13 protein-coding genes are annotated in these 16544 nt (G+C 72.1%); 8 read left to right on the top strand and 5 right to left on the bottom strand.

Annotated features, from left to right (window positions below):
* Positions 1 to 401 precede the first annotated feature (401 nt).
* The 4 genes from G514_RS0111215 (at position 402) to G514_RS0111200 (ending at position 4580) form a co-directional block, all read left to right on the top strand.
* Positions 402 to 998, top strand: a complete 597-nt coding sequence (locus G514_RS0111215) for a redoxin domain-containing protein (RefSeq protein WP_028651820.1) — start codon at positions 402 to 404, stop codon at positions 996 to 998.
* A gap of 589 nt (positions 999 to 1587) precedes the next feature.
* A complete protein-coding gene (locus G514_RS31115) occupies positions 1588 to 2226 on the top strand; it encodes a site-specific integrase (protein ID WP_051247353.1) in 639 nt (212 codons plus the stop codon).
* A 315-nt stretch (positions 2227 to 2541) separates the two neighbouring features.
* Positions 2542 to 2922, top strand: a complete 381-nt coding sequence (locus tag G514_RS0111205) for an ArsR/SmtB family transcription factor (RefSeq protein ID WP_028651819.1) — start codon at positions 2542 to 2544, stop codon at positions 2920 to 2922.
* Positions 2919 to 4580, top strand: a complete 1662-nt coding sequence (locus G514_RS0111200) for a SulP family inorganic anion transporter (RefSeq protein WP_028651818.1) — start codon at positions 2919 to 2921, stop codon at positions 4578 to 4580. Before G514_RS0111205 ends, G514_RS0111200 begins: the two co-directional genes overlap by 4 nt.
* A gap of 1 nt (position 4581) precedes the next feature.
* On the opposite strand, the gene G514_RS26250 is transcribed toward G514_RS0111200, so the two are convergent.
* A complete protein-coding gene (locus G514_RS26250; RefSeq protein WP_051247352.1) occupies positions 4582 to 5208 on the bottom strand; it encodes a TetR/AcrR family transcriptional regulator C-terminal domain-containing protein in 627 nt (208 codons plus the stop codon).
* 169 nt (positions 5209 to 5377) lie between these two features.
* On the opposite strand from G514_RS26250, the gene G514_RS30285 reads away from it, so the two are divergent.
* Together G514_RS30285 and G514_RS0111185 are read left to right on the top strand one after the other, a co-directional pair.
* On the top strand, positions 5378 to 6280 hold the full coding sequence (locus G514_RS30285; RefSeq protein WP_036564589.1) for a DICT sensory domain-containing protein: 903 nt from the start codon (positions 5378 to 5380) through the stop codon (positions 6278 to 6280).
* 78 nt (positions 6281 to 6358) lie between these two features.
* Positions 6359 to 6784, top strand: coding sequence for a hypothetical protein (locus tag G514_RS0111185; RefSeq protein ID WP_157544741.1), 426 nt, complete (start codon positions 6359 to 6361; stop codon positions 6782 to 6784).
* Positions 6785 to 7309: 525 nt separating this feature from the next.
* Here G514_RS0111185 and G514_RS0111175 read toward each other — a convergent pair.
* The 3 genes from G514_RS0111175 to G514_RS26240 all read right to left on the bottom strand — a co-directional run bounded on the left by G514_RS0111175 (position 7310) and on the right by G514_RS26240 (position 11910).
* Positions 7310 to 8743 carry a glycosyltransferase gene (locus tag G514_RS0111175; protein ID WP_051247350.1) on the bottom strand — a complete coding sequence of 478 codons (1434 nt, stop codon included), beginning with the start codon at positions 8741 to 8743 and terminating at the stop codon, positions 7310 to 7312.
* Positions 8744 to 8949: 206 nt separating this feature from the next.
* A complete protein-coding gene (locus tag G514_RS0111170; protein WP_051247348.1) occupies positions 8950 to 9705 on the bottom strand; it encodes a DUF4386 domain-containing protein in 756 nt (251 codons plus the stop codon).
* Between the two features lie 24 nt (positions 9706 to 9729).
* The gene (locus G514_RS26240; protein ID WP_051247346.1) at positions 9730 to 11910 is read right to left on the bottom strand and encodes an MMPL family transporter; all 2181 of its coding nucleotides are present in this window, start codon (positions 11908 to 11910) and stop codon (positions 9730 to 9732) included.
* Between the two features lie 134 nt (positions 11911 to 12044).
* Here G514_RS26240 and G514_RS0111160 point away from each other — a divergent pair, with 134 nt between their 5' ends.
* Positions 12045 to 12380 (top strand): hypothetical protein, encoded by a 336-nt coding sequence (locus G514_RS0111160; RefSeq protein ID WP_028651814.1) that lies wholly within the window; start codon positions 12045 to 12047, stop codon positions 12378 to 12380.
* A gap of 14 nt (positions 12381 to 12394) precedes the next feature.
* Positions 12395 to 13333 carry a DMT family transporter gene (locus G514_RS0111155; RefSeq protein ID WP_084152032.1) on the top strand — a complete coding sequence of 313 codons (939 nt, stop codon included), beginning with the start codon at positions 12395 to 12397 and terminating at the stop codon, positions 13331 to 13333.
* On the opposite strand, the gene G514_RS29190 is transcribed toward G514_RS0111155, so the two are convergent.
* The gene (locus G514_RS29190) at positions 13272 to 16316 is read right to left on the bottom strand and encodes an ATP-binding protein (protein ID WP_051247344.1); all 3045 of its coding nucleotides are present in this window, start codon (positions 16314 to 16316) and stop codon (positions 13272 to 13274) included. The genes G514_RS0111155 and G514_RS29190 overlap by 62 nt on opposite strands.
* Between the last annotated feature and the right edge of the window lie 228 nt (positions 16317 to 16544).

Below are 16544 nucleotides of genomic sequence, written 5' to 3'. Positions count from 1 at the left end.
GATCGCACGCCAGTCAACACGCCGTCACATCGGAACGGCCAGCGAACGTCTCGTACCGCTTCACCCTGTAGATCTCGAGCTGTAGCCGGTGGGCCCCGAAGCGGGTATTCGTCACACACGACCCAGCTGAACGGTCGAATCAGGGGAACGCCTCACAGACCTCGGCCGCAGGGCCCATGAACGGGTACGAGTAGCGGCCAAACCCAGGACGGCCCCGCAGAGCTCGTCCGGACGCGTAGCTCTGCAGGGCCGTTGCTGGGCGTCGCGAGCACGCCCTGAACCGGCGTAAGTCGTCCGGCTCCTGGTGGAACGAGCCAACGTCGGCGTCACATCTGACCCTACTGGCCGGTCGAGACAACGGGCCGCAACTGCAGGCCATTCAGTGAAAGGGGCGATCGAACATGGGAACTGGATTAGCACCCGGCGACACCTTCCCGGACTACGAGTTGACCGACCACACGCACGAGCTGCGGCGGCTCAGCGAACTCCAGGGACCGGACCCGATGATCCTCACGTTGGCCCGGGGCGGCTACTGCCCCAGAGAGCACCAGCACCATCTCGAACTTGCCGGCTTCTTCCCGAAGGTCGCGGTCGCCTACACCCGGATCGTCACCATCACACCCGACACTCCGCGCGGAGCGCGCGCGTTCCACGATGCTGTCGGCGCCCAGTGGCCGTTCCTTGCTGACCCCACCCGGATCGTCCAACGTGACCTCGACATCCCGGAGTACACCGACTCAACGCACGACCCGATGGTTCCGCACACCCTGGTACTGAAGCCGGGTCTGGTCGTGCACTCTGCGTACAACGGCTACTGGTTCTGGGGACGACCCACGACCTCCGATCTGTGGCACGACCTGCGCAATGTGATGCGCGAGGTCAGACCGGACTGGGACCTCAACGCACCCGGATTGCGTGAGCGATGGGACGCCGGAGACCGAGCCCCCTTCTACGGCTGGAACCGACCGCAACAAGTGCCAATCGCTCACAAGCCGTAAGGCAACATCGGCCGCGAGCTAGCCCTACGCAGAGACGGTAGGGCTGATATTGGTCGGGGTAGTGCTTCACGGACACCTCCGGAGGTGCTTAGAAGGGACCGACAGGTTCCATTCATCTGAAGGTCTGGCGCGTGCTGCGCCGTGGCCTTCTGGCACCCCTGGAGGTGGGTCTCGTGGTTGTTCACGCTCTTCCGGTCACTTCATCGACGGTCGTCGCGGTCGATGTTGGCAAGACCGAGTTCGCATTCTCGGTCACCAATGCGACGCGGACGTTGCTCCTCAAGCCCCGGACGGGCTGTCCGATGACCGGGCCGTCGCTGGCGCAGGTCGTGGCCGACCTCGACCAGGAATCCCGACTCTCGGCTCTCGGAATCTGGCCGACTTTCAACCGTCGACGATCCAGGGGTGGCTGCGAACACTCACTGGCCTCTCGGGCAACTACCAGAAGGTCATCTACGCCAACGTCTCCTCCGTCTTCACCGCGGCAGTCGACGACGGTCTGATCCCCCGCAACCCATGCAAGGCGCCTTCGGTCAAGCGGCCGAAGTCGGACCCCAGAAAGCTGAAACCGTGGACCCGTGAACAGGCGATGACTGTTCGGGAGCAACTGCCCGAGCGCTACCAGCTGGTCATCGACCTCGGCGTCGGCTTGGGGTTGCGCCAGGGCGAGATCTTCGGGCTCTCGCTGGCCGACATCGACCTCAACACGGGCGAGATCGAGATCAATCGTCAGGTGAAGGTCCTTGGCGGCAACCGCCTGATCTTCGGGCTCCCGAAGGGACGGAGGGTCCGGACGGTTCCTCTTCCCGATGGTGTGCTGGAGCGGATCAACCAGCACGTGACGCGCTTCCCTCCCCGCTCGGTGACCTTGGCTCGCACCGACGGAAAGCCCCGCACCGTCGACCTGCTGCTCTTCACGCGCGAGACCGGTGCCCTCAACCGGAACTACTTCAACCCTTCGGTCTGGCGTCCCGCGCTCAAACGGGCGGGGTTGGAGGTCAATCGGCAGAACGGCTGTCACGCGCTGAGGCACTTCTACGCCAGCACCCTTCTCGACTCAGGCGAGTCGACCCTGGCCCTCAGCGAGTACCTCGGCCACGCCGATCCAGGGTTCACACTCCGGACCTACACTCATCTGATGCCGTCGTCGACCGAGCGGACGAAGACCGCGATCGACGCGATGATGGCGGGCGACCCCGACGAGGACGCCGACGGCGCTGAGACCTGATGCCGATCCGCTGTGCGTACCCAGTGCACCCCAGCGGCGCCTGCTAGAGGCGTTTGCGCAGGTCAGCACGCTGAATCACTCACTACTACGACATCTGACAGCGAGCGGCCTTCTCGGCCGCACCTCCGCTGACCTGCGCAACGCGAGAGCGGGCCTCCGTGCGAGGCCCGCTTTTCTCGCGTTGCCGGCGGTGGCGTTGGCGGTGGCACCGGCGGTGGCGTCTGCGAGCGCAGTAGCCGTCGCGGATTTGGTCCAGGCACGATCGCGTCACGACAATGGGTTGAGACTATTCGCAATCCATCAAGTGCAGGAGCCATGCCAAGCAGCTTTCCCGACGGCGCCGAGAAGCCGCTGTACGAGATCAAGGCCAACCTGTTCAAGGCGCTGGCGCACCCGGCGCGGATCAGGGTGCTGGAGATCCTGGCGGCCTCGGGCGGGCAGCCCACGGCGGTCCGCGAGATCCTCGAGCAGACCGGGATCGAGGCGACCCTGCTGTCGCAGCACCTCGCGGTGCTGAAGCGGCACGACGTCGTCCGCGCGGAGCGCAGCGGGAACGCCGTGCACTACGAGCTCGCGCACCCCAAGGTCGCCGAGCTCCTCGCGATCGCGCGGATCTTCCTCACCGACACGCTGAGCGCCAGCCGCGAGCAGCTGGCCGTGCTCGAGGCCCTCCCGCCGATCGGCTCGCAGGGGTGATCGGCGCGTCCACGCGGTGGCTGTTCCGGCTGCTGCCGCAGCGAGCCGACTACGCCCCGCTCCGCGAGTCCTGGCGGCGCGACGCCCTGGCCGGGGTGACGGTCGGGGTCGTGGCACTCCCCCTCGCGCTCGCGTTCGGCGTCAGCTCGGGCGTCGGCGCGGCAGCGGGGCTCGTGACGGCCGTGGTCGCGGGGCTGGTGGCGGCCGTGCTCGGCGGATCGCACGTGCAGGTGTCAGGTCCGACCGGGGCGATGGTCGTCGTGCTCGCGCCGGTCGTGGCCGAGTACGGCGCCGGGAGCGTCGCGCTGGTCACGGTCCTGGCCGGCGTCATCGTGTGCGTCGCGGGGGCCGCGGGACTCGGCCGCGCGGTGACCTTCATCCCGTGGCCGGTCATCGAGGGCTTCACCCTCGGCATCGCCACGATCATCTTCCTGCAGCAGCTGCCCTCCGCTCTCGACGTACCGACGCCGGCGGGCGACCGGCCCTTGGTCGCCGCGTGGCGGGTGCTCGCGGACGCCGAGCCGTCGGCTGCGGCACGGAGCCTGGTGGTCGTCGCAGTGGTGGCCGCGCTGATGCTGGCGCTGCCTCGGCTGCACGCCGGGATCCCGGCGTCGCTGGCCGCGATCGTCGTCGCCACGGCGCTGGTGACCGTCCTGGGCCTGGACGTCGACACCATCGGCGCGCTGCCCGACCACCTCCCGAGCCCGGTCCTGCCCGCGCTCGACCCGGGTGCGGCCCAGACGCTGCTCAGCGCGGCGCTGGCGATCGCCGCGCTGGCCGCCATCGAGTCCCTGCTCTCCGCCCGGGTGGCGGCCACGATGTCCGCCACGGGTCCCTACGACCCCGACCGCGAGCTCGTCGGCCAGGGACTGGCCTCGGTGGCGTCCGGGCTGTTCGGCGGCATGCCGTCGACCGGCGCGATCGCCCGGACCGCGGTGAACGTCCGCTCCGGCGCCCGGACCCGTCTGGCCGCCGTCACCCACGCCCTGCTCCTGCTCGGCGTGGTCTACGTGGCCACCGGGCCGGTGTCACACATCCCGCTCGCGGCCCTCGCGGCGGTGCTGATGGTGACCTCGACGCGGATGGTCTCGAGGCGCACGGTCGGCAGCATCCTCCGGTCCACCCGGTCCGATGCCGTCACGTTCGTGGTCACGGCGGTGGTCACGGTCTGCCTGAACCTGATCGAGGCCGTCGAGGTGGGCGTCGTCGTGGCGGCGTTCTTCGCCCTCCGCCGGGTCGCCGCCCGGAGCGGCGTGGTCCGCGAGGAGCTGCCCGGACCGCGCCTCCCGGGTGACGACCAGATCGCACTGCTGCGCCTGGACGGCGCGATGTTCTTCGGCGCCTCCGACCGGATATCGAGCCTGATCACAGACGCCGACCACCCCCAGGTCTCGGTCGTGGTGATCCGGATGTCCCAGCTCGGGATGCTCGACGCCACTGGCGCGCACACCCTCGGCCTCATCGCGACCGAGCTCGAACGTCGCGGGATCACCGTGATCATCAAGGGCGTCCGCCCCGAGCACCTCCCCCTCCTGACGAACGTCGGCGCTCTCGAGGCACTGCGCCACGAGCATCACCTCGTCGACTCGCTCGACGAGGCCATCGCCCATGCCCGCAGCCACGTGGCCGGTCGTCAGGTCGTGACCGGCCGAGGTTGACTCAGGTGGCGGCGGCCACGCTCAGGCGGGTGGTGGGCGTGACCTCCGCGGTGCGCATGATCTCGAAGCGCTCCAGCAGCTGGGCGAGCCCGGCCTCGAACTCGCCGGTCGAGGTGGGGTCGTCCCACAGGCCCGCGAGCCGGCGCAGCACGGGCGAGGTCAGCCCGGGGCCGGCGACGGTCGCGCGCCCGGACAGGGAGGCGCCGTTCGTCAGCTCCAGCAGGAGGTGACCGGACATGAAGGTCGTGAACCCCTGGTACGCCGCGACGGCGTGCGCGTCGGTGAAGCCCTCGGCGGTCAGCGCGGCCAGGAACCGCTCGGCCCACGTCGCGGACGTGAGCGGCGGCAGGAGTGGGGAGCCGGCGGGCGGCATGGAGAGCAGGCCGGGGACCGCCTCGGGGCGCGCGCGCGCCGCGCGCCGCAGACCGTGGGCGAGCCGCGTGCAGAAGTCCTGCCAGCCGTCGGCGGGGGCGGCGAGGACCTCGGGGTCGCTCTCGAGGTCGTCCAGGATCCGGGTGGCGAGCACGGGTTGCAGCGCGGCATCGCGACGCCGGAGGACCCAGCCGTCCCGGCCGCGGTCGTCGCGTCGCCAGTACGCCCCGGTCGGCGAGGTGTGGTCAAGGTGCACGCAGGGTCCTCCGGTCGTCGGGTGTCTCCGATGCTTCTCCAGACCGAGCGCCGTGGCACCACCCCTGCAGGTGAAAGGTCGGCGTGGTGTCGAGGTTTCTGCCCATCAGTCGCCGAAAACCTCGACAGAAGGCTCGGTCCTGCCGCGGGATCGTGGCTACCCTGCGGGCGTGGACGACTCGCAGCCGACCGGAGAGCCGCCCGGGGAGCGGCTCGGAGCTCGAGCCACGCTCTCGATCGGCCAGCTGTCCCGAGCCACCGGGGTGCCGGTCGCGACGCTGCGCGCCTGGGAGTCCCGACACGGGTTCCCGGTCCCCCAGCGGCTCGCCAGCGGCCACCGCCGCTACTCGCGCGGCGACGTCACCGCGGTCCAGGACGTCTGCCGGCGCCGCGACGCCGGCATGCGCCTCGACGTCGCGATCGCCCACGCGCGCACCGGTCCCGTGTCGCGGGCCGAGGCCTCGGTGTTCGCCCACATCGCCGCGAGGCACCCCGCCCAGCCGCGGCAGCGCTTGCGGAAGCGCACCCTCACGAGCATCTCGCACGCGATCGAGGACGAGATGGCGGCGACCGCGCAGCGCGGCCACCTGTTCGGCGGCTTCCAGACCGGACCCCAGTACGCCGCGTCACGCTCCCGGTGGGCGGACCTCGCCAGGCTGACCGCGAGCGCGCACGTCTTCGCCGACTTCGACGACCTCGACGAGGGGATGACGCACCAGCACGGTGCTCACCGGCCGGTGCTGGTGGGCCTCGGACCGACCGCACCCATGGCGCGCGAGTGGGTCGTCGTCTGCGACGCGCCCGGCCTGTCGGCCACGCTGATCGCGTCGGAGGCCCCGGGACAGAGCGGGACGCCCGAGGAGGAGCGCGTCTTCGAGACCATGTGGACCGTCGACGCCGGCGCCGTCCGCGACGCGGCCCGCACCTGCGCCCAGGTCGCGGCGGCCGCCGGGAGCCACCGAGCGGCAGACCTGCTGTCCGGCGACCTCGCCGCGCCGGCGTACGCCGACCACGACCGGCGGCTCGTCGTGGAGCGGCTGATGCACCGCATCGTCCGCTACGGCGAGGGCTGACGCGCTGCCCACGCCTCTTGACGAGACCTTGACGCAGTGACAACTCGCGCATAGCGCGGCCCGCCGCAGGCTCTCGGCATGAGCCTGATCCGCACCTCCTTGAGCATCATCGCGACCATGGCCGCCGTGGCGGTCCCCCTCGCCACCGGAGCGCCGGCCCACGCCGAGGACCAGCGTGCGTGCGTCTCCAAGCGTGAGTTCTTCGGCGCCCGCCAGCTCGGCATCGTCATCCCGCCCGGTCGGGACTGGCTGTCGAGGGTGCCGCCGCCCTCCGCCAAGCCCGTCGGGCGACTGACGATCGAGGACAGGTGGGACGTGCGCCGCCGAGGGGTCACCGTCACGCAGACCCTCGACCGGGTCCGGGTCGGCGTCAACCCGCTCGTGAGGGTGAAGATGTACCGCTCGTGCGAGCAGCCGCTCACCGACCTGCAGGTCTACGTCGGCTTCCACAAGGACACCAACCTGGTGCTCTGGACGATGTGGTGGCCCACCCGCGCGGCGTAGTCCACGTCGCGACGCGCCCGATCCGTTACATCGCGCCCCCAGGTGACCGAGGGTCTCTAGACCGGGTGACGTGCGGACGAGGCTGTCCTGCGTGCGGCGCCCGCGTGCGGGTACCAGCCCACACCCACCATGGACACCTCACGACGCGACCGGCTCATGACCGGCACCCCGCGCTGCTCGGAGTGCGGGACACGCAGGCCGCACGGGATGTCCTGCCCCAACCCGGCGTGCCCGAGCCACCGGCGGCGCCAAGAGCGGCGCGCAGGCCGGGCGTCGTACGACGAGTGACGGAGCACACGGGGCGCCACCCCTGTGGGTGGGATTCGCGGATCCGGCCGCGGTCACCGGTGCGACATGTTCTTCCTCTACACCAGCCGGTTCGGCCTGCTCGGGTCGATCGTCCTCTCGATCGCGGTCACGGCCGTGCTGGTGCTGGTGACGTGGCGCTGAGCTGGCGGCGGCTGCAGCAGGGTCTCGTGCAGCTGCTGGTGTTCGGGACCCGCTCGTAGGGCGTGCCCGCGGCGCTCAATCCAGCAGCGCTGCGAAGAGGTCGACGTACTGCACGAGGTGCCGGTCGCCGAGGTAGCGGTCGCGGACCGTCTCGCGCGCCGCGGCCCCGAGACTCCCGCGCAGGCGGTCGTCGCGCATGAGGATGGCGATGGCCGAGCCGAAGGACTCGAGGTCCCACGGGTCGTCGAGCAGCATGCCGTTGCGGCCGTCGACCACCTGGTCCTGGATGCCGCCCACGGGTGAGGCCAGGACGGCCCTGGCCTTCCACATCGACTCGGTCACCGTGAGCCCGAACCCCTCGGCGAGGCTCTTCTGGACGACGAGGCCGGCCTGACGCTGGAGCGCGTTGACGAGGTGGGCGTGCTCGTCGGGGTCGTCGGCCGGCAGCGAGCAGAGGTGGACGCGGCGCCGGGTCGGCGCCGGCAGCTCCTGCCAGGCGGCCAGGCACTCCCGGGCCACCTGGGCACCCTCCGGGTCGGAGCCCTCCTCGGGCCGTGGCCCCGCCAGCACCAGGTGCACATCGCTCGGCATCAACGCGATCGCGTCGGCGAAGCCGGAGAGCACCCCGCCCATGTCCTTGAGCCGGTCCCAGCGACTGGCCTGGAGGACGTAGCGCTCCCCGGCCGGCAGCATCTCGCCGGTCAGGATGACGCCGGAGTGCCGCCGCACCCGGCCCTCCGTGCCGTCACCCCGGGTGAAGTCGCGGAACCGCTCCCCCACGTTGCCGGCGACGATCCCGGCCGCCCGCAGCGTCGCCTCGACCTGCTCGCGCGAGAGCTCGGCGTTCTTGGGGGCGAACGGGTCGATGGACGGCGCGATGACGAAGGCCCGCGACGGGTTGAGCCAGCGTGGTGCCCAGCCGGCCCGCGAGAGGATCACCGCGTCCGCGGCCTCGACGTACGGACGCAGGAACGCCCATGCCGTCTCGGTCGCGCGGGTGCCGGCGTCGGCGCCCATGTGGGAGCGCCAGATGACGTGCGCGCCGAGCTCGCGCAGCCCGGGCACGAGGCCGGCGGTGGGCGGGTCGTGGAGGACGACGACGTCGCCGAGACGCACCCGTCCGGAGATCCGCTCGAGGTTGTCGGCCAGGACGGTCTCGTAGTGCCTGCGCTCGGGCTCGTCGAGCCGGCCGGCGTCACCCACCGCGCCGTGCAGGAAGTTGTGCATGCGCTTGGTGATCCGGGCGAACGCCGGATCCGTCTCGAGGACCAGCCAGTGCGTCTCGAGGCCGCCGATGTGCCCGTAGCCGAGCAGTCCGGACAGCAGCTCGGCGACGCCGTCACCGGAGGACGTCGCGCTGACGTTCCAGACCTCGCGGTCGGCGAGCAGGCGGCGGGCGGTCTCGGCGTAGGTCCGGAGGCGGTCGGCGCGCTCCGGCTCCAGGAGGTCGGCGAGCCGGTCGAGGGGCAGGACGTCATCCCGCACCTCCGGGGGCGCCACCTCGGTCATGCCGCTGCCTATCTCTCGACCCCGATCTCCCTGCCGCCGCGCACTCCGTGGCGACCGGCCCCGTGGGCCGCCCTGACCGACGCCGGCACGCGGCGGGTGGTGCGGGTGGGCCGGTGGTGCCGGAAGTCAGGTCGTGGGCAGCGTGGGACCAAACGTAGTGGCCGCCGTGGGCCGTCTGCAGGGTTCCGGCAAATCCGCTCCGGCGACTACGGCAGCTCCGGATCGCCGCCCCGACGGAGCACGGCCACCCCGAGGGCCGCGACCCAGAGTCCCCAGCCGGTGCTGCCCAGCAGCCCGGCCGGGTCCCAGACCGGGAAGTCCGGAATCGCCGTGGCCATGACGTCGCCCTGGTTGAGGAAGTAGAGGACGCTCACGACCAGACCGCTGACGCCGACCCAGCCGGGAAGCACCTCGCTCCTGAGCACCACGACCGCGACGGTCACCGACCACGCGATCGCGAGGAGCTGCCCGAGGTGCTCACCCAGGAGCGCCCCGCCGTACTGGTGCTGGGCGGTCCATGCCGCGGCGACCGCTTGCCTGGTGGCACCGTCGCCGGCGACGTACTCGCTCGCCAGCGGGGGCACGACGAAGACCCACCGCAGGAAGCCGGCCACGGAGAGCACCACCGAGGCGGTGCCGATCGCGGTGGCGGCTCGCAGCGCGACGTCCTCCTTGCGCCCCAGGGCCGCCGGGAGCAGCAGCATCGGCACCCCGATGATGGCGTAGGTCCACGCGACGGCGAACCAGGTCCAGATCAGGCTGTTGCCGCCGTCCGCGAAGCCGGGCAGCACCACGTCCGCCGGCTCGCGCAGGATGTCGGGCCAGTCGAAGGTCGAGGACAAGACGGTGGCGGCAGTCCCGAACGCGAGAGCGCCGACGACGAAGAGCCATCCGGTCGTGCGTCGCAGCGCCTCGGAGGGTGCGGTGCCGGTGGAGGTCACCTCGGTGGTGAGTGTGCTCATGACATTTCCTTTCATTGGTGTGGGTCAGGCGTTCTCGAACGTCGGGGCCGGCCTCGCGGGCTCGTCACGCGACGTCGTCGGCCCCTCGATGTCCAGGGCCGGTAGGAGCCGGTCGAGGCGCCCCGGGATCCACCAGTTGCGCTCGCCGACGAGCTGCATCACGGCCGGGACGAGCAACAGCCGGATGACCACGGCGTCCACGAGCACGGCCGCGGCCATGCCGATCCCGATGATCTTCAGAAAGATCTCGTCGTCGAGGACGAAGGCGCCGAACACCGCGGCCATGATGAGCGCCGCTGCGGTGATGACCTTGCCGGTGGAGGCGAGCCCCTCGGTGACGGCCGCGGCGTTGTCGCGCCCGCGGAGGTGCTCCTCCCGGATCCGGGACAGGAGGAACACCTCGTAGTCCATGGAGAGCCCGAACAGGATCGCGAACATCATCATCGGGATGAACGCCGGGATCGGGGTCGGCGTGGTGATCCCGACCAGGTCCCCGAGCCAGCCGCCCTGAGCGGCGTACGCGACCACGCCGTACGCCGCGGCGATCGAGAGCAGGTTGGACGCGGCGGCCTGGGCGGCGACGACCACCGACCGGAAGACCGCGACCAGCAGCAGCAAAGCCAGCAGGATCACCGCGGCGATGAACAGCGGCAGCCGCCCCTGGATGCTGTTCGTCTGGTCGACATCGGCGGCTGTGATGCCGCCGACCTTCACGACGACGTCGCTGCCGGCCATCACGTCGGGGACGACCTCGGCGCGCAGCCGGGCGAGGAGCCTCTTGGTGGCACCGTCCTGCGGGCTCGTGGTGGGGGTGAGCGTGATGAGGGCGGCATCGCCACCCGGTGCGGCGACGGGCGGAGACACAGCGGCCACTCCGGGCGTGTGCCCCAGGACCTCCCCGAGCCGTCCGAGGTCGGCGAGCGCCGACGCGTCACCGCGGTCGGCGACGAGCACGAACGCACCGTTGAAGCCGGCGCCGAAGCCGTCGGTCATGAGGTCGTAGGCCCGTCGGGTGGTGAGGCTCGTCGGGTCGTTGCCGTCGTCGGGGTAGCCGAGGTGCAGGTCCTTGACCGGGACGATGAGCACCCCCAGCGCGGCGACCGCCGCCAGGGCGGCCAGCACCGGACGCCGCTGGACGACGCGGGCGTAGCGGCGCCAGAAGCCGGCACCGCTCGCGGTCGGGGCGCGGCGGGGCCACGGGATCCGCAGCCGGTCGACGCCGCGCCCGGCGAGCCCGATCAGCGCCGGCAGGAGCGTCAGCGCCGCCAGCATCACCGCGCCGACCGTGAGCACCGCGGAGAACGCGACGCCGGGCACGTAGGGCTGGTTCATCGTCAGCATGCCGAGGAGCGAGATCACGACCGTGACCCCCGCGAACACGACCGACCTGCCCGCGGTGGCCATGGCCGTGGCGGCTGCTGCTGAGGGGTCGGCGCCGGCGCCGAGCTCACCGCGGTAGCGGGTGAGGATCAGCAGGGCGTAGTCGATGCCGACGCCGAGACCGATCATGATCGCCACCGAGCTCGCCCACTCGGGGACGTCGACCACGTTGGCCATGAGCCTGCCCCCCGCCAGGCCGATGCCGACCCCGAACAGCGCCGTGGCGAGCGGGAGCCCCGTGGCGACGAGCGAGCCGAACGCCAAGAGCAGGATCAGCGCGGCGATCGCGAGCCCGGGACCCTCGGCGCCCATGCTGCTCGACTGCACGTTCTCGATCGCCTGTCCGGAGAGCTCCAGCTGGACGCCCCCGGCCCGGGCGTCTGCGGCGAGGTCGACCATCTCGGAGGCGACCTCGACGGGGAAGCGCGCACCGGTCGAGTCGAGCTGGACGACGGCGTACGCCGTGGCACCGTCCGCGGAGACCTGGGCGGCGCCGGCGGCATCCCACGGCGAGACGACGTCGACGACGTGCGGCAGGTCGCGGAACCGGTCGACCACCGGACCGACAACGGCGTGGACGTCGTCCGAGGCGACCCCGCGGTCGTCGTGGACCACGATCGCGACGGTGTCGCCGGCCCTCGCGGGGAAGCGTGCGTCGAGCAGCTCGGCGGCCGCCTTGGAGTCCGTGCCGGGCGAGAGGAACTCCTGCTTGCTCTCGCCTCCGAGCGCCGAGCCCGCGACGTTCACCGTGACCAGGACCGCGATCCACGCGACCACGACCAGCCACCGGTGCCGGTAGGACCACGAGGTGATGAATTGCAACATGGCTGCCGCCCTCCCTGACGGTGTGCACGCCGTTCGGCGCTGCGCCGATGGTGGGAGCCAGCGCTGACGCCGCGCTGACGCCGCCGGCCCGCGCCCGTCAGGACCCCGTCAGCGGCCCTCGGCAGGGTCGGACCATGGACGAGCGCACGGGTGCGGACATCAGAGGAGCCATCGGCGGCGACGCGATTGCGGTCGCCCGGATCGTCGCGGACGCCGAGCACACCGAGGACCCGCTCGTGGTGGTGATGGCCGCGCTCCTCGAGGCCGCGCCCGCGCGGCTGGTCCGTGCCCTGGGCCTCGCCGTGAGCAGCCGGGATCGCCAGGTCGTGGCGATCGCGCGCGCCCACCTGGCGGAGGACCGCGACCTCGTCGACGCCCTGGCCCGCGACCACCTCGTCAGCTACCCCGACAGCCTGGTGGTGTCCTGGATCGCTGGCCACCCGGGAGCGTCGGGGCCCAGGTCGGCCTAGGCTCCGCCTACCCGATGACAGCAATGACACCGAGCCTGCCCGTCCGGACCCTGAGCGCCCGGACCCTCGGCGCGCTCGCGGTCCTCGGCGTGGTGCTGGCGTTCTCCCTCAGCTCCACGCTGGTGAAGCGGGCCGAGGCGCCGGGTGTGCTGCTGGCCTTCTGGCGGATGGTGACGGTCAGCATCGTCTGGCACGTCTACCTTCGGATGACCGGGCGCCGCGTCACCCTGCGCGACGTGCGCCAGGCGCTCGTCCCGGGCGTCTTCCTCGGCCTCAACCTCGCGATCTTCTTTGCGGGAGCCACGCACAACAGCGTCGCCAACGCGGCGCTCATCGGGTCCCTCTCGCCGTTCCTCATCGTCCCGGCCGGTGCCTTGCTGTTCCACGAGCACTTCAACCCGCGCGCCCTGGCGTTCGCGCTCGTGGCCTTCGGCGGGCTCGTGACGGTGCTGCTCAACGCACCGCCGGACGGCGACGCGACGGTCCGCGGCAACATTTTCGGCCTCGCGGCGATGCTGCTGTGGACCGGCTACGTCGTGTCCACGCGCTACTTCCGGCGCGACATGGAGGTCGCGACGTTCATGGCGACGGTGACGCCCATCGGCGCGGTCGCCGTGCTCCCGCTCGCGCTGGCGGACGGCGACGTCCTCGGCCTGAGCAGCCGGGGGTGGAGCTACATGCTGATCCTCAGCCTGCTCACCGGCGTCTGCGCGCACGGGATGCTCGTCTACGCCCAGCGCACCATCCAGATCGGCACGATCGGCGTCGCCCAGGTGGCGCAGCCGGCGCTAGCGGTGACGTGGTCGTTCCTCCTGCTGGGCGAGCACGTCCGCGACCCGCAGGTCGTCGGCATCGCGGTCGTGATGAGCGGCCTGCTGGGCTTCCTCGTCCTCAACGAGCGTCGCGGCTCGAGCGGCGAACCCCGCGCGCGTCCACGCGGTCGTGGTCGGTGACGAAGTGGGAGACCGTCTCCATCCGGACGTCGGCGCGCTCCAGCAGGTCGTCAGCCGCGGTGAGGTCGCCCGCGTCGTGGGCGAGTCGGGCGAGCGCGTCGAGCGCGAAGACCTCCACGTGACCGGCACCCTGCTCGGTTGCGTCAGCGAGCAGACTCTCCAGCGCGGCCCCAGCGCGGGCGCCGCCGGCTGAGGCGTCCAGGGCCATGAGCAGGCACTCTCCGAGCAGCGCCTGCTCGCCACCGCCGACCCCACGGTGCCACGCGACCGCGGCCTCCAGGGCGCCCCGCGAGCCGGCGAGGTCCCCCTCGGCGCGCAGCACCCGGCCCAGGTGCACCCTGACCAGCGCTGCCAGACGGGGGTCCCCCGTCGCCTCCGCTTTGTCGATCGAGGTCCGCAAGGTCGCGGCACCGCTCGCGTAGTCGCCCGCCTGGCACTGTGCCCGGCCCAAGGCCGAGAGCTGGTAGGCCTCGGTCTGGAGGAAGCCGAGCCGGTGCGAGCCGTCGACGGCCGCTGCGAGGTGGGCGACGGCGTCCTCGAAACGTCCTTGCAGCCGCGCCAGCTCGCCCCGGGTGGCCTCGCCACGAGCGTGGAGCCACGGGTCCTCGACGACGGCCAGCCACCGCTCGACCTCGGCGACCGACTGCACGCTGCGCTCCTCGTCGCCCGCCGAGATCGCGGCGCGGGCGGCGAAGAGCGCGTTCGCCGCCTGGTCCCACGGCCGGTCAAGTCCGTCGTAGAGCGCGCGGCTCCGATCGGTCAGCGCGAGCGCCCGTTGGAAATCACCGTGGTGGGACACCACGTAGGCGAGGTAGTAGGCGCTCCGTGCTTGGAGATCCAGGTCTCCGGCGTCCTCCGCGAGCGCGGCAGCTGCGTCGACGTGTTCCCTGGCGCGTGCCAGGTCGCCGGTCGAGGCCTCGATCCAGCCCGCCAGCAGGAGCGCCTCGGCGCGCCGCGCGGCGGTGGCGAGCCCGGTAGCGGCCTCGAGAGTGGTCAGGATCCGCTCGGCGCCGCGGCTGTCGCCGAGGACCACCCAGGACCAGCCGAAGCCCGTCGCGAGGTCGAGGGCGCGCACGGCGTCGTGACCCACGCTCCAGGCCAGCGCAGCGTCGATGTTCGCCCTCTCGGTGCGCGCGAGGTGGAGGTGCGCGGCCTGGTCGACTCCGCGGACGCCGGTCGTCGACCGCGCGGCCGCCTCGGCGTACCACCGCGCGTGGGCGTCGAGCGCGACGTCGGACTCCCGCGCGTGGGCCATCGCGTCCAGCGCGAAGGCACGGATGCTGTCCAGCAGGCGGTAGCGCGGCCCACCGTCGGACGCCGGCTCGTCGTGGAGGGCGACCAGCGACCTGGTGACGAGCCGGTCGACGACGTCGATCGTCGCGCTCGACGGCACCCCGAGCGCCTCGAGCACGAACTCGACGGCGGGCAGTAGCGCGCCGTCCGCGAACGCCGCCAGCGCCCAGAGGCCGCGCTGGTCGTCGGGGAACAGGAGCTCGTAGCTCCAGCGGATGGTCGACCGCAGGGAACGTCGACGCTCGGACCGGCGGCTGCTCGGGTCGTTGAGGAGTCCGAACCGGTCGTCGAGGCGCCGGGTGATCTCCTCGACGGTGAGGGTCCTCGTCCGCGCCGCCGCGAGCTCGATCGCCAGGGGCAGCCCGTCCAGCGACCGGCACAGGTCGACGACGGCCTCGTCGTCCCGAGCCGCCCCCGCGAGGCTGGACGCGCGGCGTTCGAACAGCTCGACCGCGTCGGCGAGCTCGAGCGGCGCGAGCTCGACCAGCGTCTCGCCGTCGACCTCGAGAGGGAGCTGGGAGGTGCACAGGACGCGGAGCCCCGGCGCGTGGTCGAGCAGGCGCACGGCGAGATCCGCTGCCGCGTCGGCCACGTGCTCGCAGTTGTCGAGGATCACGAGCGCCGAGCCGGCCCGCAGCCGCTCGAGGAGGGCTGTTTCGCTGCCGGGTCCGTTGAGAGCGGCGACGAGGACGTCGACCACGTCACCGCGGGTCACCGCGTTCTCCAGCCGCGCGAGCCAGACCTCGTCGACGGACCCCGCCGCGAGCACCCGGCGCCCCACCTCGAGGGCGAGAGCGGTCTTGCCGATCCCCCCGGGACCGATGATCTCGACCAGCCGCTGGGTGCCGAGCAGCTCGGCGAGGGCCGACACGTGCGCGTGACGTCCCACGAGCTCGACCGACATCGACGGCAGGTTGCCCCGGGGCGGATCGTCCCGCTGTCGCGCCGGCGCTGCGGGAACCTCCTGCGCGAGGACCTCCTGCTCCAGCCGCTGCAACGCCGGTCCGGGGTCGAGTCCCAGCTCCTCGGAGAGATGCGTCCGGACCCGTTGGTAGGCAGCGAGCGCGTCGGCCTGCCGCCCCGCGCGGTAGAGCGCGGTGATCAGCAGCTCCCACAACGGCTCCTGGAACGGGCGGGCCGCGACCTCGGCCTCCAGCTCGCCGATCACGCCGGTGGCACCGCCGAGGTCCAGCCGGGCCCAGAACCACACCTCGAGGAGGGTGGTGCGCGCCTCCTCGACCCGGCTCCGCGCCACGACGGCCCACTCCGCGTCCCCGGCGACCTGGAGAGGTTGTCCCCGGAGCAGCTGGAGGGCCGACTCGCACAGCTCGCCGGCCCGGTCGGGCTCGCGGCGCTCGCGCAGACCCGCGGCGCGGGTCGCCACCCCCTGCACGGCGAGGGCGTCCACAGCCTCCGCCTCGACGGCGAGCGCGTAGCCGCCGTCCCGGCTGACGACGGCCGCCGGTCCGAGCGCCCGGCGCAGCATCGCGACCTTCGACTGGAGCGTGTTGCGCTGCACCTCGGCCGCCGCGCTGCCCCACAGGTCGTCCACGAGCCGCTCGGCGCTCACCAGGTCACCCGCCTCGAGCGCGAGCCGCGCGAGGAGCTCGGAGGCCTTCCCGGCCGGCACCTCGACGCGCACCCCGTCGACGCGGACCTCGAGCGGTCCCAGCAGCGCGACGTCGAGCACGCGACGAGAGTAGGCCCGGGGAGGCCCGATGGGCGGTGGTGTGGCGGATGCGTTCGCTGCGGTGATCTCGACAAGCTCGATCGGCGGTGGCCCGGTCGGGTGCCTTCCTTGCGGTGATCTCGACAGGCTCGATCAGCGGTGCACCGGTCGGTTGCCTACCTTGGGGAGGTTCCGACGCTCAGCCACCGTGGTGCGCGGCGTCGTACGGTGGCTGAGGTGCGAAGGCGT

The organism is Nocardioides halotolerans DSM 19273 (assembly GCF_000422805.1).
Taxonomy (GTDB): domain Bacteria; phylum Actinomycetota; class Actinomycetes; order Propionibacteriales; family Nocardioidaceae; genus Nocardioides; species Nocardioides halotolerans.
This window is presented reverse-complemented; position numbering and strand designations above follow the sequence as displayed.